The following is a 24,011-nucleotide window of genomic DNA, read 5'->3' as shown; positions in this document are numbered from 1 at the left end:
AATGCTCTTTCCCCGTACCGCTCGATGCAGGGGATAACCAAACTCAAACCTTAAGGCTGTGCTTCAGATGTACCGGCCGCCGGGCAGGTGCATGAAGTCCTCCACCTTGTTCCATTTGACCGGGTACCCTGCTCCGTGGGCGCAGAAGACCGAGTCAGGGGTGTTCTCCAGGTCGGACTCGGGGTCATAACCGATGGAATCCACAAGAGCATCCTGGTCCTGGCAGGGACGATACCCATTGAAGAAACAGGTCAGATGTCCACGGCCGTGAGTGTAGGTGCTGACCTCGATGGCATAATCACGCATCTGTGATACCGGCGCATCCCCCTCCAGCTCGACAACATCCCCGTCTGCCTGCGGCTCCGAGAAACCGCCCTTCATCCGGTAGATGTCCGACATGGCCCTGCCCAAATTCCCCTGGGGAACGGTGAGTCTGAAATGGTACCAGGGCTCCAGCAGTATATTGCGGGCCTTCATCAGCCCCTGCCGGACGGCCCGGTATGTGGCCTGGCGAAAGTCCCCGCCTTCGGTGTGCTTGATATGCCCGCGGCCGTCCAGCAGGGTGATGCGCATATCGGTAATGGGCGACCCCGTCAGAACGCCCAGATGCTCCTTCTCCGCCAGATGGGTCATGATGAGCCGCTGCCAGTTCCCTTCCAGACGATCCAGACTGCATGTCGACGCAAAACTGAGACCGCTGCCCGGCTCCGTAGGTTCCAGGAGCAGGTGGACTTCGGCGTAGTGGCGGAGGGGCTCGAAATGTCCGACTCCTTCGACGGGGGCAGCAATGGTCTCCCTATAGAGAATCCCGCCCTGGCTGAAGGAGACCTGCATGCCGAATCGCCGCTCCAACTGAACCTGAATCACCTCCAACTGAACCTGGCCCATGATACGTAGGTGGATCTCCTGGAGCCGTTCCTGCCAGAGCACATGCAGGAGGGGATCCTCATCCTCCAGGATGCGCAAGGCGCTCAACAAGTGGTGCGGGTCCACCCCTTCGGCAGCCACTGCATAGGACAGCACCGGCTCCAGTACAGGAATCAGGTCCTTCCGCTCGCACCCAAGTCCCTGCCCCGGACGTGTCAGGTCAAGGCCGGTCGCCGCCACGATGCTTCCGGCCTGGGCGCAGTCCGTCAACGTATAGGAAGCTCCCGAATAGACACGAAGCTGATCAACCGTCTCCCTGGTCTCAACGTGTCCGTTCCTCCCCATATCTCCGGCTGTCCCGTACGCCTCCGCAACAGAACCCGACGCTTTGCCGGCGCCATCTCCATGACGCAGTCCGGTGGTCAAAGAGGATTTGACCGGCAGGTCGCCACCGGTCACCTTGAGCCAGGTCAACCTGGCACCCTTGTCATCATGCGACACCTTAAACACTCTTGCGCCGAACTGTTTGTTGTACACAGGCGAAAGGGTGTACCGCCCCAGCCCCTCCAGGAGGGCGTCGATCCCGTCCAGGCGCAGGGCAGACCCAAGGAAACATGGGAAGAGACGGCGACCTACGACCAGCCTTGCCAGACTCTCATCCGATATATCCTCGGTCTTGAGGTACTCGTCCATGACATCCTCGTCGAGCAGGGCCACATCCTCCATATCGCCATGTTCAAGTCCACGGCTCAAATCGAAGCAGCCTGGAGACCACCGCTGCTTGCAGCTTTCAAGAATACGGGAGGCATCAGCTCCAGGGGCATCCAACTTATTGACGAAAATGAAGGTGGGTACCCCGTAGCGTGCCAGAAGTCGCCAGAGCGTGTCGACATACCCCTCCAATCCAGCTGTGGCATCGACGACCAGAAGGGCATAATCCAAGACCGACAGGACCCGCTCCATCTCGGCCGAGAAATCCACATGGCCGGGTGTATCGATGAGGGTCAGGTCGACATCGTGATAGGTCAGCCGGGCTGGCTTGGAGAAGATGGTGATGCCCCGCTGCCGCTCCAGATCGTTGGTGTCCAGATAGGCATCGCCATGGTCCACCCTGCCCAGACGGCGAATTTCCCCTCCCCGGTAGAGCATGGCCTCCAAGAGCGTGGTCTTGCCGGCGTCCACATGGGCCAGCATCCCCACCACTATCCTCTTGACCATCGGGGCCTCCCTCGCTCTTCATGCCTATGCGCAACTCTACGGTCAGTCTGCCGAAACCTGATAAGTCAGGTCGTGAATGGCCCGGCCGGCCCGAATCCCCTTGCGCTCGAAGTTGGTTACGATTCTGCCTTCGAACCGCTCCGACTCCATGAACATGGCATGAGGCAGGGATTTGGCCTGATCAGCCGTCCCCTTGCCGACATGCCGGGTGGGCAGACTGACTGGCAAAGTGCCCAGGTTTGTGAATTTCGGATTGCCATCCATCACCTCATGCACATGCAGGGCATAATCCTCGATGTCGGTTGCGATTCGCCAGATGCCGCCTGGCACCAAGCACTTCGCCAGATCTCCAGCCAGAGCCGGCTGGACCAGACGACGCTTGTGGTGCTTCATCTTGGGCCAGGGGTCGGGGAAGAAGGTCCAGACTTCGTCAATCAGTCCAGGATCCATCAGGGCCAGAAGGTCCGGGGCGTTGACCTGGGCAAGCCGCAGATTATCCAAGTCGGATTTACCGGCCATCAGCATGGTATGGGCCAACCCCGGCTGATAGACTTCCAGGGCCAGGTAGTTCCGATCGGGGTGCTCCCGGGCGCTGGCCACGACGTTCTCTCCCTGGCCGGATCCGATCTCGACGATCAGCGGCGCATCCCGTCCCCAAGCCGACCTGACCATTGCTGCATCACAACGCAGATCCCCGGCAACCGTCAATGAACCCTCAGCCTGGCCCAAATCGAGCAGGTATCTGGGGGAATACTGAGCCCAAGCCCTCGCCAGCCGGCCGTTCAGCTTCTCGGACCGCCTCACATAGGAGACGATTGACCTCATGGGGGCCTTGCTCTGTCTTTCTGCACTCATCACAGCTCATATATATCCTAGGAAGCGGATACAAGCGGGTACAAGAGTCACATGTGCCCGTGATATACTCAATCTAGAACAAAAAACAACAAAAGATTGCAAAACCGAACAAGCTCGTACGTCCGGTTTCAACAGGAAAGGCATGCAGATGTCAGTTTTGGTTACAGGCGGCTGCGGATACATCGGCGCCCATGTGGTCCACGCCCTGCAGGAGGCCGGCAAGGAGGTCGTCGTGGTCGACGACCTCAGCTATGGCAAGCCCAGCCGGATCGGTGATGCCCGTCTCTACGGCGCCGACGTGGCCGCACCGGGGGCCGACCAGCGTCTGGCTGAGATCATCAAGGAAAACAAGGTCGACTCGGTCATCCACTTCGCAGCACGCAAGCAGGTGGGCGAATCGGTGGAGAAGCCCATCTGGTACTACCGGCAGAATCTGAACGGCATGATCAACGTCCTGTCGGCCATGGCAAAGACCGACGCCAAGAAGCTGGTCTTCTCCAGCTCTGCCGCAACCTACGGCGAGCCTCCGGTCGACGTGGTCCCCGAGGACGTGCAGCCCATGGTCCCCATCAACCCCTACGGCCAGACCAAGCTGGTCGGCGAGTGGATGGCCCGGGCCTGCGAGCAGCCTTACGGCATCCGCTTCTGCGCCCTGCGCTACTTCAACGTGGCCGGCTGCGGGCCGGTCAGCCTGGAGGACCCGGCTGTCCTCAACCTGATCCCCATGCTCTTCGACAGGCTGCGGCAGGGCAAGGCACCCGCCATCTTCGGCGACGACTACCCCACCCCCGACGGCACCTGCGTGCGCGACTACATCCACGTCTCCGATCTGGCAGACGCCCACATCGCCGCCCTGGACTATCTGGACCGCGACCAGCGCCGCTACGATGCCTTCAACGTAGGCACTGGCCAGGGCACATCCGTTCGCCAGATCGTGAACGAGGTCAAGAAAGTGACGGGTCTGCCCTTCACCGAGGCCATCAAGCCCCGCCGCGCCGGCGACCCGCCGCACCTGATCGGCGACCCCACCCGGATCAACACCGAGATGGGCTGGCATGCCAAGTATGGCGTCGAAGAGATCGTCGAATCAGCTTGGAAGGCATGGCAGGCCAACCCCGCCCACCACATCGACACCGATGGCTGGCAGCAGCAGGACTAGGCAGCGACGCGCCGGGGCTTGCATTCCTCCGGCGCTCATGTAAACTTTCCTCTTGGCTGTTCGAGCAGCCTCGGCTCCGTAGCTCAGTTGGTTAGAGCGCCGCCCTGTCACGGCGGAGGTCACCGGTTCAAGTCCGGCCGGAGTCGCTGGGAATGGTCTGGCCCGGTTTGTCCGGGTCTTTTCGACTGTTCATGGCTCTGTAGCTCAGTTGGTAGAGCGAGCGACTGAAAATCGCTAGGTCAACGGTTCGATCCCGCTCGGAGCCACCAACCATTAAGCCCCTGAGATTCGTGAGGAATCCAGGGGCTTAATTGATATTTGCCATTCATCCATCGTTCAGAACAGTTGACGCACCACCCAGTCGACGATGTAAGGCGCAGTGTGCTCGATCTGATCGATGGCCACCTCGAACTCACGGGGGCCACCATACCAGGGGTCCACCAGGTCGATTTGGCTCTCCCGGCCCGGCGCCGGCCTGGGCAGATCCGGGTCGAAGCTACGGTACAGATGAACGGCGGATCGCTTGCCTGAGGGCAGCAGACGCAGCAGGGCGCGCATATGGTCGGCCGTCATGGGCAGCAGCAGGTCGGCGTCTTCGGCCTCCTCCCGGGTGATCCGGTGGGCGAAGTGGTCGGGCGGCACCTCATAGCCCCGCTCGCGCAGCACCTTCTGGGCACGCCGATCTATGGGGTTGCCGAATTCCTCGTCGCTGACCCCGCTGGATTCCACCCTGACCTGGTCCTCATCCAGTCCGCGATCTTGGAAGAACTTGCGCAGGATGACCTCAGCCATGGGTGACCGGCAGATGTTGCCGGTGCAGACGGTCATGACGTTGTAGGGAGCCCGTGAGGCCTTTCCTTCAGAATCCTGACCCATCAACGCACCTTCCCATAGGTGACGTACCGGAACCGCGGGATGGCAGCCGCCTGGTCTGGTTTGGCCGGGGTCATCCACCGGGTCTTATCACGCACCTGCCAGAACCGCTTGTTGACCAGCTCCTCCATATCGGGCACAAAGACGTCGGCCGGAGTCTGCAGGTCCAGGTCGGTCACGTAGGCCGCATCCGCCAACGGAAAGAAGGTGCTGAAGACCCCTGCCCCGCCGATGACCCATATTTCACTGCGATCCATCCCATCGTCGGGAATGGCTTCCTGCCTGGCCAGCTCCAGAGCATCGTCGGCCGCAGATACCACGGTAGCGCCGGGTGCATGGAACCCTGGGTCGCTGGACAGAATGATGTTGTCCCTCTTGGGCAGGGGCCGCTCCCCCATGGACACCCAGGTCCGCCGCCCCATGATGACAGGATGGGATACGGTCAGCTCCTTGAAGTGCCGCATGTCCTCGCTCAAATGCCAAGGCAGGGCATTGTGGTAACCGATGGCGCCGCGCCGGCCGTCAGTGGCCCGCGCCTGCGCCCAGATCATATTGACCGATGAGCGGCGGCCTATCTCTTCTTCCTGATGCCGCCATTCCTCATCGCCTAGAAGCCCGGCCTGACCGGGCTCGGGTTCGTGATAGCCGCTGCGACTATTGTCATGCTCCATCTGTTGTGTTCACTCCTCATGGTGAGTAGATATACGAGTACATTCTAATCTTCGGATTCGACGGTGCCCGTATTCGGCCCAGCGCACCATCAGACCGCCACCGGGGCCTTGATGGCGGGATGGCACTGATAGTCCACCACCTCGAAGTCTTCGTACTGGTAGGAGAAGATGGAGTCGGCCTTGCGGATGCGCATGGTCGGGTAAGGATAAGGTTTGCGCGACAGCTGCTCCAGAACCTGCTCCACATGGTTGTCGTAGATGTGGCAGTCGCCGCCGGTCCAGACGAACTCCCCAGGCTCAAGATCGGCCTGCTGGGCCATCATCAGGGTCAGCAGGGCGTAGGAGGCGATGTTGAAAGGCACCCCCAGGAACATGTCGCAGGAGCGCTGATAGAGCTGGCAACTCAGCCTGCCATCGGCCACATAGAACTGGAAGAGCGCATGACAGGGCGGCAGGGCCATGCTGTCAATCTGGGCTGGATTCCAAGCGGTGACTATCATTCGACGGGAGTCCGGGTGGGTGCGTATCAGATCCAGCACCTTGGCGATCTGGTCGATGGTGTGATGGGGGTCCTCTGGGGTCGGAGCGGGCCAGCTGCGCCACTGGACCCCATAGACCGGACCCAGATCCCCGGTTTCCGGGTCGGCCCATTCATCCCAGATATGCACGCGGTTCTCCTGCAGCCAACGCACATTCTGCGATCCCTTCAGGAACCAAAGCAGCTCGTAGGCGATGCCGCGGAAGTAGACCTTCTTGGTGGTGATCAACGGGAAGGAATGCGACAGGTCGAAGCGCATCTGCCGCCCGAACAGGGATATGGTCCCTGTGCCCGTCCTGTCGGACTTCAGGGTGCCCTCGCGCAGGATGGTGCGCACCAGGTCCTCGTAGGGGGTGGGGATGTCAGAGTCGGGACGCTCGGGGATGCGTGTGCGAATACGTTGCAGTTCTTCGGAAGTCAAGGCCATGCGGCCATACTATCAAGTCCTCGGTCAGCTGAGCGCGCCCCGGTGACGAATCGCCGAGTCCGGGTTAGATTGGAGGAGCAGGTCCGGCCACAGGGTCGGATCCGAATGACGCACCCAGCCGGGTGTGGACAAGGAGGAACAGATGGGCAAGAGACTTTGGGTCGAACGCGACGAGGACGGCACCTGGAACGCCTATGGCGACAACGGTGCCCACATCACCTTCGGCAAGGGCGAGGATCAGTTCAACCCCGGCGACCTGATGAAGATCGCTCTGGCCGCCTGCGGAGCCCTTTCCAGTCAATTCGCCGTGGAGAGCGCCCTGGGCAAGGGCAAGGGGGCGAAAATCGTGGTGGACGGCACCTATGACGCCGACGATGACGCTTACCTGAGCTTCGACGAGCAGGTGGACGTCGATGCCACTTCGGCCAGGCTGGCCCAGGATGATGCAGACAAGCTGGAGGAGCGGGTCCGTCGCCATATCGCCAAGTCCTGCACCGTGGCACACACCTATCAGCGGGAGACCCCGGTAAGGATCTCCGTCAAGGTTCGCCACTGATCCGACAGGACAAGAAGAGAGGAGCGGGGACCCCCAGGTTCATGGAACTTCGTGGGTCCCCGCCCCTTGCCCTTACTCCTTGTGTTCGGGGTCGATGGTCGACTCCAGGTCAGCCAGCTGCTCGGGCTTGGCCGAATCCACAGAGACCTGCTCCACGCCGGTGATCTCAGCCACGTCAGTGCTTTCAGCCGCCTCGGCTGCGGCCTTGAGCCCGGACTCCTCGGCCTCCACGTACTTGCGCGGCACCACGTAGACAGGACTGACGGCATGCTGCAGGAGCCCCTGGCTGGTCGATCCCAGCAGGAGCCCGGTGAAGCCGCCGCGGCCACGCGAACCGACCACAACCACGTCGTGTGTCTTGCTGGCCTGGGTCAGGGCCTCCACAGCCGACCCCGGCACCACGGTCTTGTTGATGCGCAGATCGGGATAGGTCTTCATGAGCGGAGTGATTCGGGTATTGAGGTCATCCAGGTAGGAGTCCATGACGCTGCGCTCCTCGGCCGAACCCGTGCCGGTCAGTCCGGAGATATTGGGCACTGCCGACATGACATCCAGTTCTGCATTCCAGCTGTCGGCGAAGGCGGCGGCGATCTGCAGGGCCTTGAGCCCCCACTTGGACTCGTCGGAACCCACGGCGACCCGCTTGATGTCGTTGCTCAGATGCATCAGTTTGCCGTCGTCGTCGGTATAAGGAACGACCACGATAGGGCAGTAGGCATAGGCGGGCAGGCTGGAGCTTGTGGTGCCCAGCAAACGCTCAGCCAGGCCGCCCTTACCCCGGTTTCCGATGACAATCAACCGGTAGTTGCGGCTCAGTTCCACGAAGACCGATGAAGGATCCCCTGTCACAATCAGTGTGGCTGCACCGACACCTTGCTCATCGGCGATGGCCTTGGCCTTGGAGAGAATCTCCTGGGCGTCGTTGTGAGCCGCAACGTCGTCTCCCATGGTGGTGTAGGTCGCATCGAAGGAGACGGCCGCATACGAGGGAAGGGAATATGCGCAGACGATTTGCAGGGTCAACCCTGCATGCTTAGCGTAGTTGGCGGCCCACCACGCCGCCTTGTAGCTGGCATCCGAGCCATCGACGCCTACCAGAACAGCCTTGTCGTTGCTCATCCGACGACCTCCTTTGAACTTGGCGATGACAAACCGACACCGCTCTTTCTGTCAGAATATCGCATGCAGTCCTGATCAATAAGTTGGCAAGGGCCAACACGCGAGGAACTTCGACGCTGAATATGCAAAACGCCCCCGTAGGGGCGTTGAGCCTGCACAACAACTATGCCTTAGACCAGACGACGATACTCGAAATCCCGATAAAGCTTCTGAACTGTTACGGTCCGACCGGGACGCGGGGCATGAATCATGCGGCCACCGCCGACATAAATGCCCACATGACTACCATCAGAGGTCACCAGCAGGTCGCCAGGAGCAGGATCCGTGACCGGTACACCCACTGAACGTTGCGCATCGGCCGTGCGGGGCAGGCTGATGCCGAAGTGGGCGAACACATACTGGGTGAATCCAGAGCAGTCGAAGCCCTTGGCTGGATCGGTCCCGCCAAACACATAAGGAATCCCCTGGAACTGAAGGGCGTAGTTGACCACATCGGCACCCGTGCCGGAGACCGGCGCATCAACGACTGTGCTGGCGGTGCTGGCACGAGCAGCCGAACGACTGACCTGCTGTGCGGACTGACGCTGGCTGGATGCAGCCTGGGCCTGCTCCTGCGCCTGCTCCTGGGCCTGCTGGGCCCTGGCTTCAGCATCCTTCTCGGCCTGAGACTTGGTGGCAGGAACGTTCAAAGACTCAATGCCACCCCAGCTGCTGTCCTTTTCGACGGTGGTAGCCGTCGACTCGGTCAACAGGTCGGCACGCACCTTGCTGCCGGGGGTGAATGAACGCGACGAAGTAACTACGGCTTCACTGCCGTCACTGGCCTGGGCCACGGCGGGTATACCGATGGAAAGCATGCCACAGATTGTGGCAGCTGCCATCATGCTCACATACTTGCGTGTTTTTTTCATCGGGCACAATTCTATCACGTATCGGGAACAAGAACTAGCTATCTGAGGACATGATCCGCACAGCCAGGAATCAGTACCGGATTCAGTAGTGGATGTAGCTGAAAGCGTGCACATTGGACAGGGTGCGAGAGTAGGTCTTTCCGTTCATGACTGCACCACATTCTGAGGTGACGATAGAGCCGTCGGGATTGATCTTCTCAACGATGGCCACATGGCCGTAAGTGGAATCCGAACCCTCCTGGCCGGCCTGGAAGACCACGATGTCACCGACATTGCGCGGCGTGTTGTCCACCCAATAGCCCAGGGAGCGGGCAGAGCCGGACCAATCCTTGGCATTGCCCATGTGTGAGCCCACCGGCAGACCCAGCTGGTGACGCCGGACGTAGGCCCACCAGGTGCACTGGCTGAACTCGTAGACATTGCCCGCATCCCCAGTGGCATGGTTGGGATTGAACCCTGAAGGCAGGACCGATCGGTTGGCATCCATCAGCACAGCCACGACCGGATTGTTGGCCAGGGATTTGGACATCTGTCCGGCATCGAGTTCGGATTCGCCCAGCTCCCAGCTGCCCTCATTGCGTTGAGAAGCCGTCGGCAGGGGCTGACGGTAATCAGAGCGGGAGACCCTTGCACCACCATTTGCGTCAGAGGAGCCGGCAGAGGAGGAGGGGGTGACCAAATTGATTGCGACACTGTCGGCCAAAGGCAGGGACCAGTCGTTGCGAGCCTGATTGACCGCCATAGAGGAAGCGGCAGCACCGACCAGGACAGTCAGGGCCGAACCGGTCATGATATGGGAGCGACGGGCTGAGGCCTTGGCCGCCAGACGAATGGAACGACGGGTTCGAGGGGCCACCTCGTTGAGCTTGGCCGCCAGGGCATCATCAAGACCCTCAATGCCCTCTGCCTGGGTTACGCCTGACGATCGGCCGGTCGACCAACTGCCGACACCTGCGCCTCGCTTGGCCGAAGCCCTGTGCGCAGCATGCTTCATCTAGAATCACTCCCGTTTATGTTCCGACGCGACTTTCGTGCCGTATCACGAACCATCACAAGGGAACACCATAACGCAAGTGAGAACCCGGGCCAAATGACCTGGATTGTCCATACTGGTGTACTCAAGCATGGCTTCGGTGGTCGCTCATCTTCGACAACCACGGAATACGCTAGGATTATACGGACATGAGGCGGACATGAGCAAACCGGCATGCGTGCCGACCGCCACGGCGTGTCCCCCGGTTTTGAACCCCGCCTGGTCCACCCTGAGCGAACCAGGCTCACACGAGGTCAAACCGGGGTCGAAGCCAGGAGGAAGGACCCGCCAGCCTCGACGGAATCTTCAGGCATGGTGATGTCGACACGACCATCCTCGGAGGGAATGAAGAGGGCCTGTCCCTGGTCCAGCAGGCAGGATTGGTCGGCGGCCGCACAACGGATCCGCCCATCAGTGCAGACGATGATGCGCGGTCCCCTGCGGGGAATCATCAGGTGGCGAGGCCCCAGACGCTCTATCAGATCCCCATAGCGCTGCTGAAGCCTGTTGAGCAGGGGCCAGGTGGCGCCGCCCTCCTCCACATGCCCGTAGACCAGCATGTACTCGTTGATCTTGGGCCGGTAGGTCACCATATTGTGCATGATCAGGGTGGCGATCATGGAGCTGGACGGATCGATGGGGGCTGAAGGCTGGCAGTCCAGGCTACGCAGGAGGTTGGGAATGTCCCGATGCTTGGGGGTCATGCCGGCCCTGAGCACATTGTCGGAGTTGGTCATGATCTCTGCCGCAGTGCCATGGATGTATGCATGAGGAGTCCCGGCGGGGATATAGACAGAATCACCTTCCTCCAGGTCCACGGGATTGAGCATGAGCAAGCAGAGCACGGCGGGGTCATCCGGAAAGGCCCGGGCCGCACACAGGGCATGGTCCAGCACAGATCCCGCCCGCCTGGAACGCAGCCGCCCGGCAGCGGCCTCCAAGGCTTCCTCCAGGCCTCGGGCCGCCTCTGGCTCGGCAGTCACGGCGGCGTGGAAGGCCCGGAAGATACGTCGGCGGGAATCCGGCCAGATCAAGGAGGAGACCGGCATCATGGCATCAGCAGAGGCGAAGCGTGCCGGAGGGACCCCTAGGTGGAAGGTGCGGGCGGTCAGCGCCTCGGTCATCAGCTCGGCCAGGGGGTGATCCACGGCGCGCAGGAGGGTCAGCTGCGTGGAGATGGTTGCGAAGCCCACACAGGCCTGGAAGGGCTCCAGGGCCACCACCATCTCGTTCTTGGCCAGACTGTCATGAAAGGAGCGGCTGGGATCGTCGTCAGCCACCCCCAGGGCATTCTCACGGTTGAAGCCGGCGCGAGCCTCAAAATCCAGCGGATGCACCTGCAGGGACAGAGGGATGCGGGCCGAGATGATCTTGAACAGATAGGGCAGGGTGGGGCCGAAGAGGCGGGAGTCGCGCTCACCCAGCATTGCCATGGGATTGCGACGAATGGCCTCGGTCAGCGGTATGAGCGACCCGTCGGGCAGGGTCAGGGGCGAGGGGGATTCGGCGTGCCCACTGAACCACATCTCCGCCAAGGTATCCCCCTGGCATCCCTCCGGCTCATGCAAATGGAACATGCGCTGCAGTCGGTCATGTGAGCCCCAGGCGTAGTGCTTCTCCACAGCTTGGATCGGATACACGCACTCCCCTTTCCACGGGAAATCCCTCCATGGGCCGGTGCATACGAACCCACCAATCTCCGTCATAATATGACACGGGCCGAAGCCTGGGCAAGGCGTGGGGGTCACCGCATGTCATTGCAAACGGTACAGTGGGGGTATGAAGCTGGCTCCCATTTTCGACCCGGATGCCCGAAGGCCATCGCCTCGGCCCGTGCAGGTGGACCTGCGACGCATCTTCCTGTTCGGTACCGGTGCCTGGATTCTGGCTCTGGTCGTGGTGGGCATCCTGGCCCTGACCGGGATGACGGTCACCAAGCCCCTGATTGTCTGCCTGTCCGGGGTTGGCGTGGGCATTCTGCTGATGATCTGGGAGCACTTCAATCGTTGGGATTATCGCCGTCTTGCCCAGCAACCGGACCCTGAGCCAGAGGAAGCATCAGTGTGAAGGTGCTCCCCTCTCCCGGCGCGCTCCAGACAGTGACCGAGCCATGGTGGGTCAGAGCGACATGCTTGACGATGGCCAGCCCCAGACCGATGCCTACGGCAGTCTCTTCATTCTGGTTGTCGGCCCGGTAGAAGCGCTCGAAGATCCTGCCCTGGTCGGCCTTGGATATGCCTCTGCCGTGGTCGACCACCCTGATGATTCCGTAGCGCCCATCCTTGGAGGGCTGTGCCACCAGGGAGACGGTAGAGCCCGAAGACGAATAGGAGACAGCGTTCTCCACCAGCTTGGCCAGGGCCACTCTGATCTGTTGCCCGTCGCCATGAATCGTCAGTGGCTGGTCGCATCGCCAGCGCAGGGTCACATGGGCCTGGTCGGCTCTATCCTGCTCATCCCGTACCACTGCACGTATCTGCTCAGCCACATCAAGCACGTTCTCCCTGCTGGGTTTGATCCGCTCTTGAGCCCGGATCAGCAGAAGAAGATCCTTGAGCACATGCCCCAGATATGCGCTGTAACGCTGGACCGAGGAGGCATCCTTGGAGACGCTGCGCAGGTGGCTGCGAAGCAGTTCCGGATCATCCCCCTCCAGGTGGGAGGTGGTTTTCAGCTGCGCCGCCAGCTCCTCCAGTGCCTGGACCGGCTTGAGCATCTGCTCGGATACATTGGTCATGAAGGCGTCCCTGGTCCGAACAAACCTGACCGAATCGCTCACATCATCGATAAGCACCACCACCAGGGACTGGTCGATGCGACCCAGGGTGACCTTGAGCCAGTTCCTCCTGGACACCGCCTGGGCCTGGCTAATATCCCAATCATCGGATTCCCTGCTCTCAGCTGCGGCATCCAGAGCGAATTCGGTAGGCGTTCTAGTGATCAGGTTAAAGCTGCGTCGACCGCCCGAGCGGCGCACCTGCGCGATGGCTTCGATGATCCTCGGATTGGAGATCTCGTCGTTGCTGACGATTCCCAGCCTGTAGGCATCCGGGCTGGAGCGGACAACCTCGTCATCGCCATCGACCACAACCGTAGCGGCGGGGATCAGCGCCAACAAGGCCTGGGTCGAGCCCTCCAAAGCCTCGCCATCAGCCTGTTCGCCATCCCTGCTTCGGTTGCCCACAAGGCTGCGTAGGCGGTCCATGAACCGTCTCATAAGGACTTCCCTCCAGTCCGGCGCCGACCCCGGACACTGCTACATCAACCAAGTCTTATCGGCCGTTCCGGCTTTATTCTCGCATATCCGACAGTGATTGGCGCTCCAAAGGCCCGACATTCTTCGGGTCTGACTTTTTCTTGCCATCCTGGTCACATAGACTGGAGTCATATCGTTGACCGAGGCCGAAAGGGAAGAACAATGCGTGTGATTTTCAACGAGGAGCTGGGGCTGGTGGCCGACGATCTGGATCGGATGGCCGCCAAGGTTCGCGATGCCATCAAGAAAGCCGGGCGATCCCTGATGGACTGCGACGTGGAGACGGCCCAGGAGGTCATCGATGGGGATGCTGAGATAGACAACCTCCAGGCCAGCATCATCGATCAATGCATCAGGCTCCTGGCCAAGCAGAGCCCCGTGGCCACTGATCTGCGAGTCGTGGTCTCCACGTTGAGCCTGTCGGCGACCTTTGAACGCATGGGGGACCTGGCCAGGCACATCGCCGAGACCGCAAGGCGCTCCTATCCCGAACCGACCCTGCCCGACGAGGTCATCCCCCTGTTCAAACAGATGCAGGACTTTCTGGATGTCATGGCCGATCGTCTGGTCGAGATGCTCTCCGACAGGGACACGACCATAGCCGAACAGATCATCGTCAGCGATGACCAGATGGACAAGCTCCATCAGCAGACATTCGGCTATGCCCTCTCAGACGACTGGAAGGGAACCAGACAGCAGCTGATCGACCTGGTCCTGGTGGCACGGTTCATGGAGCGTCTGGGAGACCATGGCGTTTCGGCGGCCCGGCGCGTGGTCTACATCGTCTCGGGCTTCGACCCCTCCAAGGATCCCAAGGATCTCGACCTCGATCTGGACTGAACGGACGGCAACCGTGCGGCCCGTCACCTGACCGTCAGTCAGGTGACGGGCCGTTTTTTACTTCTCCAACGGCCAGGAATAAATACGAAAGGCGGTGCCTTCCACAAAGGGGGAAGACACCGCCCAATCAGCTTGGGATACTCTGCATCCAAAGCCCGATTCACATCATCGGATAGATCTATCCGAGGAATCTCACTTCTGGCCCTGGGCCGCCACAGCAGCAGCACCGGCTGCGGCTGCCTCCGGATCCAGGTACTCGCCGCGAGGCTTGATGGGCTTGAAGTTCTCGTCCAGCTCGTAGACCAGTGGGATGGCCGTGGGGATGTTGACCTTGGCGATCTCATCCTCAGTCAGGTTGTCGAGCATCTTGACGATGGCCCTCAGGGAGTTGCCGTGGGCGGCAATCAGGACGGTCTTGCCGGTCTTGAGCTCAGGAACAATATCGCTCTCCCAGTAGGGGGTGACGCGCTTGACCACGTTGGCCAGCGCTTCGGCGCGGGGCACAGGGGCTCCGGCATACCGAGGGTCATGGGACTGCGAGTATTCGTCGTCAGGATCGATCTCGGGCGGCGGGGTGGCATAGGAACGACGCCAGAGCATGAACTTCTCGTCGCCGTACTTCTCGCGGATCTCGGTCTTGTTCTTGCCCTGCAGAGCCCCGTAGTGACGCTCGTTCAGCCTCCAGTCGCGCTTGACGGGGATCCAAAGGCGGTCAGCCTCGTCCAGGGCGATGTTGGCGGTGTTGATGGCGCGGCGCAGCAGCGAGGTGAAGACGATGTCGGGCAGAACACCCTTATCCTTGAGCAGCTTGCCGCCCTTACGGGCCTCCTGCTCGCCCTGCTCGGTCAGCGGGACGTCCACCCAGCCGGTGAACTGATTGGTGTTGTTCCATGCGCTCTGGCCGTGCCTGAGCAATACTAGTTTGTAGGTCATAGTGAAAATTCTAAGACCTAAGAGGGACTGTTTGGCGGACCTACGGCTCCCCCTGTAGAGCGGCCACTCAGAGCAGGCAGACACCCAGCCAGCAGAACCCTGTCAGCAGATCCGTATAGCCCGATAGCGCGAACGCCCTGCTGAACCGGTTCCGACAGCTGGCTACTGTGGTGGCGATGGCCAGGGCCAGGACGGGCAGCAGGCAGAGCAGGCGGGGCCAGGCGTCCGCAAGGGAGCCGTCGGACAGGGACCACGACTCGAACACGCCCAGAATCACAGCCAGGGCATAGCAGGACCCCATCAGAATCAGCGTGCCTTTGGCTCCGATGAATGAAGACAGCGTGTACTTGCCGGCCAGAGGATCCGCATCGATGTCCCGATAGTTGTTGATCTCCAGAACAGGAATGCAGATAAGACCGCCAACCAAAGCGCCGATGAAGCCATGGCGGTCGATGCCGCCGGTCTCCAGGTACTGGGTGGCCAGCACGCCCACCAGGCCGAAGAAGATCATGATGCTCAGCTCGCCCATGGCCCTATAGCCGTAAGGGTGTTTGCCTCCCGTGTAAAACCAGGCTCCCAGCAGACAGAAGATGCCAACCAGGATCATCCACCAGTGGCCGGTCACCCAGCAGAGGATCAGTCCGGACAGGCAGGCCATAAGGATGTTGAGATAGGCGGACAGCAGGACCTTGCGAGGTTCCACACCACCGGCCACCCCACGTCTAGGCAGATCGGGCACCGAGCCGTCAGCGCCGGCGCCCGAAAGGCTGCTCCGGCCTTCGTCAGTACCTCTGATGCCGTCAAAGTAGTCATTGGCCAGATTGCAGGTGCTGTGGATGAACACAGCCGTCAGACAGCATAGGAGGGCGATCAGCCAGAAGCGCGCATCCGGACCCAGCCCTTGGTTGAACAGCTGCCGGAGGGACACCGCCGTGCCGATCAGCACCGGCGTGGGCGAGCAGAGCAGGGCCGAGGGCCGCAGTGCGTCCTTGTATTCCCGAAGTGTGATGAACATGATTGCCTGATTATCCACCAAATCGCTCGAAAGTCGGACTGCCTTCTTATGAGGGTATCAGGATTTTCACAGCTGCAGGAGCAGGCCCGCCGACCAGCATAGGGCGGAGACCAGGGTACCCTTGCCTGCCATGCCGAAGGCCTTGGGCACCTGGCCACGGGCAAAGGCTCGACAGATCAGCAGAAAGACAGCGGCCACAGGCAGGAGGACCAGCACAAGAGGGAAGCCGGGCAGGCCACGCCTCATGACAGCCGGAACGAACTGGATCAGACCCAGAACCAGGCTCAGGATGTAGACCAGGTAAATGGAAATAGCCGCTGCGCGCGCCCCCACCAGAACCGCATATGTGTGCTTGCCGGATCGGCGGTCGTCATCCAGGTCCCGGTAATTGTTGAGCATGAGCAGGCCCACGGCATTGAGCCCGCAGACGCAGGCACCCAGGATGCCGGCGGTATCAACCCTATTAATGAGAAAATACTGGGTGCCCAGGGTGGCCACCAGACCGAAGAAGATGAATACGCTGACCTCGCCCAGCCCGTGGTAGCCATATGGATGCGGGCCACCCACGTAACACCAGCCGGCGACCAGGCAGCAGACCCCGACCAGGATCATCCACCAGTGACCGGTCAATGCCATGACGGCCAGACCCATCAGACAGGTGAAGGCCGCCGAGATCATGGTGGCGTACAGCACCTTCCTGGGTGGCACGCCGGCGGCCACCAGACGTCTGGGCCTGCCGGAAGCGGCCTCCTCGCCTCCACGGCCGGAGTCGGTGCCGCGAACACCATCGGCGTAGTCGTTGGCGAAGTTGGCTGCGATCTGCATGGACAGGGCGAGCAGGACCAACAAGACCACGATCAGAGCCAGCCGTCCCGGCGTGGCCGCCTTCAGGGCAGGGTCGGCAGGCGTGGGCGAGCAGGAGCTGGTGCACTGTTCCAACAGCCGTGACCGCTCCAGGAGTGCAGCCGAAGCGCCCACGCAGACAGGCGCCACCGATGCAGGCAGCGTCCTGGGACGCATACCATCCATCCAAAGCCTGATATTCATGACCGTCCCTCCCCTGTTATCTCAGACCAGCGGCTTGACCAGGGGGAAGGTGATGGTCTCGCGGATGGATGCACCGGTAAGGGCGATCAGCAGACGATCGATGCCCATGCCCATGCCGCCTGCGGGAGGCATGCCCACCCCCAGGGCCTCAAGGAAGTCCTCGTCAATGTCCATGGCCTCGACATCGCCGCGGCTGGCCATCTTGGCCTGCTCGACGAACCGCTGCCGCTGGACCACCGGATCGTTGAGCTCCGAATAGCCCGTGGCCAGCTCGAACCCGCGCACGTAAAGGTCCCACTTCTCGACCACGCCCGGCTTGGTGCGGTGGGCCTTGACCAGGGGCGAGGTCTCGACCGGGAAATCACGCACGAAGGTCGGCTCATACAGCTTGTCCTGCCAGAAGTGCTCCCAGAGGTGCTCGACCAGCTTGCCGTGGTTCTCGGCCGGCTCCTCCTCCAGGCCCAGTTTGTCAGCAATGGTCCGAAGATGGTCCACGCTGGTCTGCGGGGTGATCTCCTCGCCCAGGGATTCAGAAAGGGACTCATACATGCTGATCTGACGCCAATCGCCGCCGAAGTCGTATTGGCTGCCATCCTTCAGGGTCACCTTCAGCGATCCCGACGTGGCCAGTGCAGCCTTCTGGATCAACTCCTTGGTCAGCTGCCCGATGGTGTCATAGGTGCCGTAGGCCTGATAGGCCTCCAGCATGGTGAACTCCGGGGCATGGGTGGCATCCACGCCCTCATTGCGGAAGTCGCGGTTGATCTCGAAGACCCGCTCAATGCCGCCGACCAGGCAGCGCTTGAGGAAGAGCTCAGGGGCGATGCGCAGGTAGAGGTCAATGTCGAAGGCGTTCATATGCGTGGTGAATGGCCGGGCCGCGGCGCCGCCATGCACGGTCTGAAGCATGGGGGTCTCGACCTCCATGAAGTCGTGGTCCTCGAAGGTACGCCTCAGGGAGGAGACGGCCTTGGAACGGCGGCGGACCATGGCCCGCACATCCTCATCGGCGATCATGGCCAGGTAGGGCTTGCGGGTGCGCTGTTCCTCGGTCAGTTCCTTGTGAAGGGCGGGCAGGGGCTGCAGGGCCTTGGCCGCGATGTTCCACTCAGTAGCGAAGACGGAGAGTTCCCCGGTCTTGGAGGCGACCACACGGCCACGCAGGTAGAGGTGGTCGCCCAAGTCGACCAGCTGCTTGAAGCGCTTGAGAGAATCAGCGCCGATCTCACGCTTGGAAACCATGCCCTGGATGCGCGTGCCGTCGCCTGCCGCCAGCTGGACGAAGCAGAGGCCGCCGCCGTTGCGCAGGAAGAGGACCCTGCCAGCGATGCCAACCACATCCTCGGTCTCCTGGCCAGGCTCAAGGCGGTCCTGATACTTACGGCGCACATCCTCAATGCGATCGGTCACATCCAGATGGACCGGATAGGGCTCAATGCCCTCCTTGAGCATGAGAGCCCTCTTGGCCACACGCATGCGCACCTGTTCGGGATGGCCTTCAGCGCTGTCCGTCAGGTTGCCGGGATCAATGGCGTCATCCAACTGGGCGCCCTGATCGATCTTCTCCGTGATGGCCATATCCTGGTCGAGCAGCGCCTGAGCACGCTCGACCGTAGTCAGACGAGGGGTTTCTTCCGATGAGTCATTCATAAACTGCTATTTTACGCATGAGCCGGTACTTGGCCCCGGGTACCCGCCGACCGGCAAGCGGTTGAACGGTCGCGCCGCGCAGACGATGGCGTTTGGCCGACGGTACGTGTATTATATAGAACGTTGTCACGGGGTATAGCGCAGCTTGGTAGCGCGCTTCGTTCGGGACGAAGAGGCCGGGGGTTCAAATCCCCCTACCCCGACAAATGCGATAAGAGGCCGGCAGATAATGCCGGCCTCTTCCTTATCCCTCTTAATTTTCTTACCGCATTTTTCACTGCGCGTGATTACTCGTCAAACTGCATGCAGCTGTGCTTGGCTTCGGTCAGCTCATATCGGCCAAGGTGGGGAAGACCTGATGGTTGCCCACACGACTGACCTTGATGGCGGCCGCCTTGTTGGCAAAATTCACCGCCTTCAGAAAATCCCCATGCTGGGCATAGTTGACCGCAAGGGCGCCGGCAAAGACATCACCGGCACAGACGGAGTCCAGTGCGTGGACCTTGACTGAGTCGATTTCGTAGATCTCCCCCTCATGCAAAACCACGCTCCCATCGGCACCCAGCTTGACGATGACGGTCTTCGGCCCCATGCCGGCTATGGCTTTGGCAGCCTTGACCGCCTCCACCTTGTCGGTCACATGAATACCGGTGATCCGCTCGGTCTCCTGCTGGTTGGGCGTGACACAATCAGCATATGCGAGGGCCTCGGGGAAGAAACCATCCGCCGGAGCTGGGTCGAGGATGATATACATGCCCTTGCGTCTGCCGGCTTTCAGGGCCGCCAAGACGGACTCGCGACTGGTCTCCAGCTGCATAAGCAGAACCGGAGCCTCCATCTGATCCAAGGCTGTATCCACTTCTGCGGCCGTGATGGTGTCATTGGCGCCAAGCGTTCCCACCATGGTGTTCTCGGAGGTCTGATCGACCTGGACGATGAATGTTCCGGTCCCCTCATTGCCATTGCGCATGACGAACTGGGTATCGACTCCCCAATCGCTTAAATTGTCAAGCATCTGCTTGCCTGCGCCGTCCTCACCGACCGCGCCCAGCATGGCCACCTTGCCTCCCAACTTGGCTGCAGCCACGGCCTGATTCGAACCCTTCCCGCCCGGCAGCATGGTGATGCTCCTTGCTGTAGCCGTATCCCCGCGTCTGGGATAGCTGGTCACCAGGGCCTTGACATCCAGATTGATGCTGCCCAGTACTATGACGTCATAATGCATGATAATCTCCTCAAAATTGGTATGAATTTGCCGCTATCAGGCAAGGCTTCGCCTCACGCAGCGGCTCTCGGCCTTAGCGTGTGATGTGTTTTACAACTGGTTTGGGCTCAGTCGGCAAGCATGCTGATGCGCAATAATCGGCTCATCAGTAACCGATCGAGAACAAGAAACGGATGTCAGACCTCTTGCGGGCCCACCGCCTCCTTGAAGAGTTCGCGCGTGGCGCGGACATTCTCAGCCAGGCTGCGGCCTTCGCGGAATATGGCGCTGGTGCCTCCGATGAATCTGGTGGCTCCTCTGCGCACGCATTCAGGAATGGTCTGCCGGCCGATGTTCCCATCCACCTCAATGGGGATATTCATGCCTCTGTTGCGGATTCGATCGGCCAAATCACTGATTTTGCCGTACATGGGCTCGATGAATCGCTGCCCTGCGAAGCCGGGATTGACCGTCATCAGAATCACATAATCCGTGACGTCGTATACGTAGTCCAACACGTCCAGCGGCGTAGCCGGGCTGATGGCCACACCGGCCTTGAGACCTGCCTTATGGATTGCCGTCAGAGTCCCCTGCAGGTTTCTGGTGGACTCTGCATGAATGGCGATTCCGGAAGCCCCGGCCAGAGCGAACATGTCAATATAGCGTTCCGGCCGCTCCACCATCATGTGCAGATCCAGCGGCTTGTCGGTAATGGCCCGCACCTTGTGTACGAAGTCGGGACCAAGGGTGAAGTTCGGAACGAACGATCCGTCCATCACATCGATATGGTAGAAATCAACACCCGCCGCATCGAGCTCCCTGACATCACGTTCCAGATTGCCCAGATCGGCGCACATGAGCGATGGCCCTATTTCCAGCATTACATCTCCTATTTACGCGCCCCTTGTCTGTGAGCTGTCACGAATGACAAGGTGCGGTTCGATTGAACGTTTCTGCGGCTTCCCTTTGCTGGACACTATGCTTTCGAACAAATCCATGATCTGCTCGCCTATGTCCTCGGGAAGCTGATTGACCGTGCTCAGACGCGGCACGGAATATTCAGCCAGTTCAATGTCGTCATAGCCAAAGACCCGCATATCCTGGGGTATCCGGATTCCCAGGTCGGTACAGGCCCTCATGGCTCCGATGGCCATAATGTCATCAGAGCAGAAGATGCCATCCACGGACCCTGGGTGATCCTCAAGGAAACCCTTTGCTGCCTGGTACCCTCCGGCCAGGGAGAAGGAAGTCGTCAGTTTGGCAACCGGCTTGGCCCCTGCCTCGGTGATCGCCTTCAGGTACCCGGCATACCGATCCTCAGAGCTTTTTTCCTGCCCAGGTCCTGATATGAACATGAGATGACTGCAGGAACCCTGTTGGATCAGATACCTGGTGGCCTTGTACCCTCCCGCTCGGTGGTCCACATATAAGGCCGAATACGGATGGGAGAAGCATGCCCGATCCATCGTGAGCGTGAAGATGCCTTGGTTGTTGAGCTTGGTCAGATCCTCCTCATCAACGAACAAGGAGCTGATGATGGCACCGCGGACTCGGATGCCCTCCATAAACCGCAGATAATAATCGACCTTATCGCGTTCATCCCTGCTGTTGCATAGATATATATGGAGTCCCCGCCGGTCTGCGGCCTGTTCTATCCTCCCTGACAAATCAGCAAAGTAGGGATTGCCCAGGTCGGGAACCAAGAGAGCGACCAAATCCGATGACTGCTCGGACAGGGTCCTTGCCACGAAGTTCGGCTGATATCCAAGCTTTTTGACTATGGCGTTGACCTTGCTTATTGTCGCATCGCTGGCCCCTCCTTTCTTGTTGAGAATGCGCGACACGGTTGCTGTGGAAACACCGCTCAGCTCCGCAATATCCCTAATCGTCACCATCAGTCGATCCTTATATCTTTGCGATGGAGGGCCCTGCATGGGATGGATTCCCTGGGCCTAACCGGTTACTTCAGGTTAAACCGGAGACGTGATTTCAGCGAGGTTTCCAGGACTTCTATAGACCGGAGGCATCACCCCCGATTCCAGCTCCTTCCGGCTCGCCCGAGCGCTTGCCGGCAGGAGGCAAAGAAGGTGATGAAGATTCCTCGGCTGCGGCTACTCCACTCTGTGCGAAAACCGAACCAGCCCCAGAGGCGGCATCGAGCTGGTCAACAGCAACCGAACCGACACTGATTCCTGCTGCCGCCTCCCTGCGAAGCCTCCTGATATACCAGGCGAAAAGTGCAATGTAAGCCAACAGAGCCAGCAGAGCCAGACCGATGGTTTTCAGATCGAGGGTACGAACCGCATTGCCGATCAGCATGGCCAGCATCTTCTCCAGCGGATCTGAATCCACGGCCGAGAACATCTCGTTCTTGCCCAGCCCGGCGGGGAAGACTCCCATAGCCTTCGAAGTCTGGGTCAGGAAGGGCGATATCAGGCTTGCGGCCCAAAGGAAGAGGGGAATCATGATGGTTCCTATCAGGGTCATTCTCACCACCTTGCCCCTGGCTCCGATAAGGAGCGAGGGCGCCAGTACGGTGAGGATAATCCCTCCGAGAGGCAATACCGAATTGCCGGGAAGGATCATGGCAATCAGGAGCAGGATGGGCGCCAGGATATTGGCCACAGCCCAGAGCTCGGCCCGGGAGGCCAGGATGGGCCAATCAATGGCGATATACAGCTTGCGCCCCTTCATGCGACGCTCCATGAAAGAGGTGACCCCCTGGGATAGGGGACCGATAGCGGGAGCGAACCAGTCCCCTACGACTCCGAATAGCTCCAGGCAGACACCGGAGGAGAATGCCAGTGCGCAGATATGGGCGGCATCCTGGCGACCCAGAAGACCCACGAATACGCCCAAATATGCGCCTATGGCCCCCTTGCTTCCCAGAAATCCGATCTTCTTGTTCAGGGTCTCGGCATCGAAGTCGAATCGATCGATGAAAGGCAGGACCTTGCTGATCAGACGGTCGAGGAGGACAACCACTGGAGTCACAAGCAGGGCAGGGTGTGCCGTGGTGGTGATGTTGTCCTGATCATAGCCAAGCAGATCATCAATGGTGGGCTTCATGGCATCAGCGTTGAAGAGCATCAAGGCGTAGATGAAGACCACGAAAACGGACATGAGGAAGAAGTTCCCGCCGGCACTCCAGTTGATGAGAAGGCCGAGTATGGATACATTCCAGATGTTGAACAGATCGACGTTCAGGGTGTTGGTGAGTTTCAAGGCCAGCATGACCAGGTTGGTCACGATGCAGATAAGAGCGAAATAGAGCGTGTACAACGAGCTCCAGGTGATGACGGCGATAGGTGCCCATCCCAGATCCGTGACCGACAGCTGAAGGCCGGTATAACGCACGAAAGCCTTGAGAGCCGGACTGAAGGTGTTGGTCAACAGCCCAATGACCGCACTCATGCCGGTCAGGGCCATGGCCATTCTCAAACCGCCTTCAAACGCCTTGGACAGTTTGACGCCGAAGGCCAGCGACAACAGGGTGATGATGAAGAACATCATGGCCGCGCCGCCCAGACCTATGAACCAATTGAAACCATGGTCCAGGGCCTGCACAACTGAATCGAGATTCATGGTGCTGCAATACCTCCTTGTACGACAACGATTGCGTAACCGGTTACTCAAAGTCTTATACCATTCGTCGCGATCGTGCAAGCAGCTGCTTGGTAAAAATGCCAATCACGACAGGCTCTGCACTTGATTTTTCATTGTCATTGCAATGTTTTATGGATATTCAGGAAATCGCGACACCATTTGGACAAACCGTCGTTTCCGCCTTTGACGTCATTGCTTATCCCGCTAGATTACGAAACCGATTACTCTTCGTC

Annotated in this window: 22 protein-coding genes and 3 tRNA genes; 7 read left to right on the top strand and 18 right to left on the bottom strand. The window is 60.2% G+C overall.

Translation table 11 applies throughout. The annotated features are described in order from the left end of the window. Positions 1-63: 63 nt before the first annotated feature. Together H3U89_RS05740 and trmB are read right to left on the bottom strand one after the other, a co-directional pair. Positions 64-2,085, bottom strand: coding sequence for an elongation factor G (locus H3U89_RS05740; RefSeq protein WP_198180361.1), 2,022 nt, complete (start codon positions 2,083-2,085; stop codon positions 64-66). 42 nt (positions 2,086-2,127) lie between these two features. Further along, positions 2,128-2,940, bottom strand: coding sequence for a tRNA (guanosine(46)-N7)-methyltransferase TrmB (gene trmB, locus H3U89_RS05735; protein ID WP_198180363.1), 813 nt, complete (start codon positions 2,938-2,940; stop codon positions 2,128-2,130). A gap of 148 nt (positions 2,941-3,088) precedes the next feature. Here trmB and galE point away from each other — a divergent pair, with 148 nt between their 5' ends. From galE to H3U89_RS05720, 3 genes are all read left to right on the top strand, one after another. Further along, positions 3,089-4,099: a UDP-glucose 4-epimerase GalE gene (gene galE / locus H3U89_RS05730; RefSeq protein ID WP_198177371.1), complete on the top strand. Its 1,011-nt coding sequence runs from the start codon at positions 3,089-3,091 to the stop codon at positions 4,097-4,099. A gap of 72 nt (positions 4,100-4,171) precedes the next feature. Beyond that, positions 4,172-4,245 (top strand) — tRNA-Asp (locus tag H3U89_RS05725). A gap of 47 nt (positions 4,246-4,292) precedes the next feature. Then, positions 4,293-4,368 (top strand) — tRNA-Phe (locus H3U89_RS05720). Between the two features lie 67 nt (positions 4,369-4,435). Here H3U89_RS05720 and H3U89_RS05715 read toward each other — a convergent pair. The 3 genes from H3U89_RS05715 to H3U89_RS05705 all read right to left on the bottom strand — a co-directional run bounded on the left by H3U89_RS05715 (position 4,436) and on the right by H3U89_RS05705 (position 6,608). Next, positions 4,436-4,975, bottom strand: a complete 540-nt coding sequence (locus H3U89_RS05715; RefSeq protein WP_198180365.1) for a low molecular weight protein-tyrosine-phosphatase — start codon at positions 4,973-4,975, stop codon at positions 4,436-4,438. After that, positions 4,975-5,643 carry a dihydrofolate reductase gene (locus H3U89_RS05710; RefSeq protein WP_198180367.1) on the bottom strand — a complete coding sequence of 223 codons (669 nt, stop codon included), beginning with the start codon at positions 5,641-5,643 and terminating at the stop codon, positions 4,975-4,977. The genes H3U89_RS05715 and H3U89_RS05710 overlap by 1 nt, the downstream gene beginning before the upstream one ends. Positions 5,644-5,732: 89 nt before the next feature. After that, positions 5,733-6,608, bottom strand: a complete 876-nt coding sequence (locus tag H3U89_RS05705; RefSeq protein WP_198180369.1) for a thymidylate synthase — start codon at positions 6,606-6,608, stop codon at positions 5,733-5,735. A 142-nt stretch (positions 6,609-6,750) separates the two neighbouring features. Between H3U89_RS05705 and H3U89_RS05700 the strand changes: the two genes are divergently transcribed. Next, positions 6,751-7,164 carry an OsmC family protein gene (locus H3U89_RS05700; protein WP_198177367.1) on the top strand — a complete coding sequence of 138 codons (414 nt, stop codon included), beginning with the start codon at positions 6,751-6,753 and terminating at the stop codon, positions 7,162-7,164. 72 nt (positions 7,165-7,236) lie between these two features. On the opposite strand, the gene H3U89_RS05695 is transcribed toward H3U89_RS05700, so the two are convergent. The 4 genes from H3U89_RS05695 to manA form a co-directional block, all read right to left on the bottom strand. Further along, positions 7,237-8,283, bottom strand: a complete 1,047-nt coding sequence (locus tag H3U89_RS05695) for a universal stress protein (protein WP_198177366.1) — start codon at positions 8,281-8,283, stop codon at positions 7,237-7,239. A 170-nt stretch (positions 8,284-8,453) separates the two neighbouring features. Further along, positions 8,454-9,194 (bottom strand): C40 family peptidase, encoded by a 741-nt coding sequence (locus tag H3U89_RS05690; protein ID WP_198180371.1) that lies wholly within the window; start codon positions 9,192-9,194, stop codon positions 8,454-8,456. Positions 9,195-9,276: 82 nt separating this feature from the next. Then, positions 9,277-10,188, bottom strand: a complete 912-nt coding sequence (locus H3U89_RS05685) for a CHAP domain-containing protein (RefSeq protein ID WP_198177364.1) — start codon at positions 10,186-10,188, stop codon at positions 9,277-9,279. A 293-nt stretch (positions 10,189-10,481) separates the two neighbouring features. Further along, a complete protein-coding gene (gene manA, locus H3U89_RS05680; RefSeq protein ID WP_198180373.1) occupies positions 10,482-11,867 on the bottom strand; it encodes a mannose-6-phosphate isomerase, class I in 1,386 nt (461 codons plus the stop codon). Between the two features lie 139 nt (positions 11,868-12,006). Here manA and H3U89_RS05675 point away from each other — a divergent pair, with 139 nt between their 5' ends. Further along, on the top strand, positions 12,007-12,294 hold the full coding sequence (locus tag H3U89_RS05675) for a hypothetical protein (protein WP_045935671.1): 288 nt from the start codon (positions 12,007-12,009) through the stop codon (positions 12,292-12,294). Here H3U89_RS05675 and H3U89_RS05670 read toward each other — a convergent pair. Further along, the gene (locus H3U89_RS05670; protein WP_232345554.1) at positions 12,227-13,444 is read right to left on the bottom strand and encodes a sensor histidine kinase; all 1,218 of its coding nucleotides are present in this window, start codon (positions 13,442-13,444) and stop codon (positions 12,227-12,229) included. The genes H3U89_RS05675 and H3U89_RS05670 overlap by 68 nt on opposite strands. A gap of 201 nt (positions 13,445-13,645) precedes the next feature. On the opposite strand from H3U89_RS05670, the gene phoU reads away from it, so the two are divergent. Next, entirely contained in the window at positions 13,646-14,323 is a 678-nt protein-coding gene (phoU, locus tag H3U89_RS05665; RefSeq protein ID WP_198180375.1) for a phosphate signaling complex protein PhoU, read from the top strand. A 192-nt stretch (positions 14,324-14,515) separates the two neighbouring features. Here phoU and H3U89_RS05660 read toward each other — a convergent pair whose 3' ends face one another. The 4 genes from H3U89_RS05660 to lysS form a co-directional block, all read right to left on the bottom strand. Beyond that, positions 14,516-15,256: a phosphoglyceromutase gene (locus H3U89_RS05660; RefSeq protein WP_024626731.1), complete on the bottom strand. Its 741-nt coding sequence runs from the start codon at positions 15,254-15,256 to the stop codon at positions 14,516-14,518. A gap of 67 nt (positions 15,257-15,323) precedes the next feature. After that, complete coding sequence (gene menA / locus H3U89_RS05655; RefSeq protein WP_198180377.1) at positions 15,324-16,271, bottom strand: 1,4-dihydroxy-2-naphthoate octaprenyltransferase; 948 nt, start codon at positions 16,269-16,271, stop codon at positions 15,324-15,326. Between the two features lie 66 nt (positions 16,272-16,337). Continuing rightward, positions 16,338-17,318, bottom strand: coding sequence for a 1,4-dihydroxy-2-naphthoate octaprenyltransferase (menA, locus tag H3U89_RS05650; protein ID WP_198180379.1), 981 nt, complete (start codon positions 17,316-17,318; stop codon positions 16,338-16,340). 21 nt (positions 17,319-17,339) lie between these two features. After that, positions 17,340-18,968, bottom strand: a complete 1,629-nt coding sequence (gene lysS, locus H3U89_RS05645) for a lysine--tRNA ligase (protein WP_198180381.1) — start codon at positions 18,966-18,968, stop codon at positions 17,340-17,342. A gap of 129 nt (positions 18,969-19,097) precedes the next feature. On the opposite strand from lysS, the gene H3U89_RS05640 reads away from it, so the two are divergent. Next, positions 19,098-19,171: transfer RNA gene (locus H3U89_RS05640), tRNA-Pro, on the top strand. A 122-nt stretch (positions 19,172-19,293) separates the two neighbouring features. Here the strand turns inward: H3U89_RS05640 and H3U89_RS05635 are convergent. From H3U89_RS05635 to H3U89_RS05620, 4 genes are all read right to left on the bottom strand, one after another. After that, positions 19,294-20,193 (bottom strand): ribokinase, encoded by a 900-nt coding sequence (locus tag H3U89_RS05635; RefSeq protein WP_045935675.1) that lies wholly within the window; start codon positions 20,191-20,193, stop codon positions 19,294-19,296. 176 nt (positions 20,194-20,369) lie between these two features. Further along, entirely contained in the window at positions 20,370-21,053 is a 684-nt protein-coding gene (gene rpe, locus H3U89_RS05630) for a ribulose-phosphate 3-epimerase (RefSeq protein WP_045935676.1), read from the bottom strand. Between the two features lie 12 nt (positions 21,054-21,065). Continuing rightward, positions 21,066-22,067: a LacI family DNA-binding transcriptional regulator gene (locus H3U89_RS05625; RefSeq protein ID WP_198180386.1), complete on the bottom strand. Its 1,002-nt coding sequence runs from the start codon at positions 22,065-22,067 to the stop codon at positions 21,066-21,068. A gap of 115 nt (positions 22,068-22,182) precedes the next feature. Next, positions 22,183-23,757 (bottom strand): PTS transporter subunit IIC, encoded by a 1,575-nt coding sequence (locus H3U89_RS05620; protein WP_198180388.1) that lies wholly within the window; start codon positions 23,755-23,757, stop codon positions 22,183-22,185. Between the last annotated feature and the right edge of the window lie 254 nt (positions 23,758-24,011).

The sequence above is a fragment of the Bifidobacterium sp. W8104 genome (assembly GCF_016100735.1).
GTDB classification, from domain to species: domain Bacteria; phylum Actinomycetota; class Actinomycetes; order Actinomycetales; family Bifidobacteriaceae; genus Bombiscardovia; species Bombiscardovia choladohabitans.
This window is presented reverse-complemented; position numbering and strand designations above follow the sequence as displayed.

Bases quoted from the DNA above. Each gene is read 5' to 3' on its own strand.
- H3U89_RS05705 (WP_198180369.1), bottom strand. From the start codon at position 6,608: ATGGCCTTGACTTCCGAAGAACTGCAACGTATTCGCACACGCATCCCC.
- H3U89_RS05660 (WP_024626731.1), bottom strand. From the start codon at position 15,256: ATGACCTACAAACTAGTATTGCTCAGGCACGGCCAGAGCGCATGGAAC.
- H3U89_RS05690 (WP_198180371.1), bottom strand. From the start codon at position 9,194: ATGAAAAAAACACGCAAGTATGTGAGCATGATGGCAGCTGCCACAATC.
- H3U89_RS05740 (WP_198180361.1), bottom strand. From the start codon at position 2,085: ATGGTCAAGAGGATAGTGGTGGGGATGCTGGCCCATGTGGACGCCGGC.
- H3U89_RS05700 (WP_198177367.1), top strand. From the start codon at position 6,751: ATGGGCAAGAGACTTTGGGTCGAACGCGACGAGGACGGCACCTGGAAC.
- H3U89_RS05625 (WP_198180386.1), bottom strand. From the start codon at position 22,067: ATGGTGACGATTAGGGATATTGCGGAGCTGAGCGGTGTTTCCACAGCA.
- rpe (WP_045935676.1), bottom strand. From the start codon at position 21,053: ATGCTGGAAATAGGGCCATCGCTCATGTGCGCCGATCTGGGCAATCTG.
- H3U89_RS05695 (WP_198177366.1), bottom strand. From the start codon at position 8,283: ATGAGCAACGACAAGGCTGTTCTGGTAGGCGTCGATGGCTCGGATGCC.
- H3U89_RS05710 (WP_198180367.1), bottom strand. From the start codon at position 5,643: ATGGAGCATGACAATAGTCGCAGCGGCTATCACGAACCCGAGCCCGGT.
- H3U89_RS05635 (WP_045935675.1), bottom strand. From the start codon at position 20,193: ATGCATTATGACGTCATAGTACTGGGCAGCATCAATCTGGATGTCAAG.
- lysS (WP_198180381.1), bottom strand. From the start codon at position 18,968: ATGAATGACTCATCGGAAGAAACCCCTCGTCTGACTACGGTCGAGCGT.
- H3U89_RS05620 (WP_198180388.1), bottom strand. From the start codon at position 23,757: ATGAATCTCGATTCAGTTGTGCAGGCCCTGGACCATGGTTTCAATTGG.
- H3U89_RS05685 (WP_198177364.1), bottom strand. From the start codon at position 10,188: ATGAAGCATGCTGCGCACAGGGCTTCGGCCAAGCGAGGCGCAGGTGTC.
- H3U89_RS05715 (WP_198180365.1), bottom strand. From the start codon at position 4,975: ATGGGTCAGGATTCTGAAGGAAAGGCCTCACGGGCTCCCTACAACGTC.
- trmB (WP_198180363.1), bottom strand. From the start codon at position 2,940: ATGAGTGCAGAAAGACAGAGCAAGGCCCCCATGAGGTCAATCGTCTCC.
- menA (WP_198180379.1), bottom strand. From the start codon at position 17,318: ATGAATATCAGGCTTTGGATGGATGGTATGCGTCCCAGGACGCTGCCT.
- galE (WP_198177371.1), top strand. From the start codon at position 3,089: ATGTCAGTTTTGGTTACAGGCGGCTGCGGATACATCGGCGCCCATGTG.
- H3U89_RS05675 (WP_045935671.1), top strand. From the start codon at position 12,007: ATGAAGCTGGCTCCCATTTTCGACCCGGATGCCCGAAGGCCATCGCCT.
- H3U89_RS05670 (WP_232345554.1), bottom strand. From the start codon at position 13,444: ATGAGACGGTTCATGGACCGCCTACGCAGCCTTGTGGGCAACCGAAGC.
- menA (WP_198180377.1), bottom strand. From the start codon at position 16,271: ATGTTCATCACACTTCGGGAATACAAGGACGCACTGCGGCCCTCGGCC.
- phoU (WP_198180375.1), top strand. From the start codon at position 13,646: ATGCGTGTGATTTTCAACGAGGAGCTGGGGCTGGTGGCCGACGATCTG.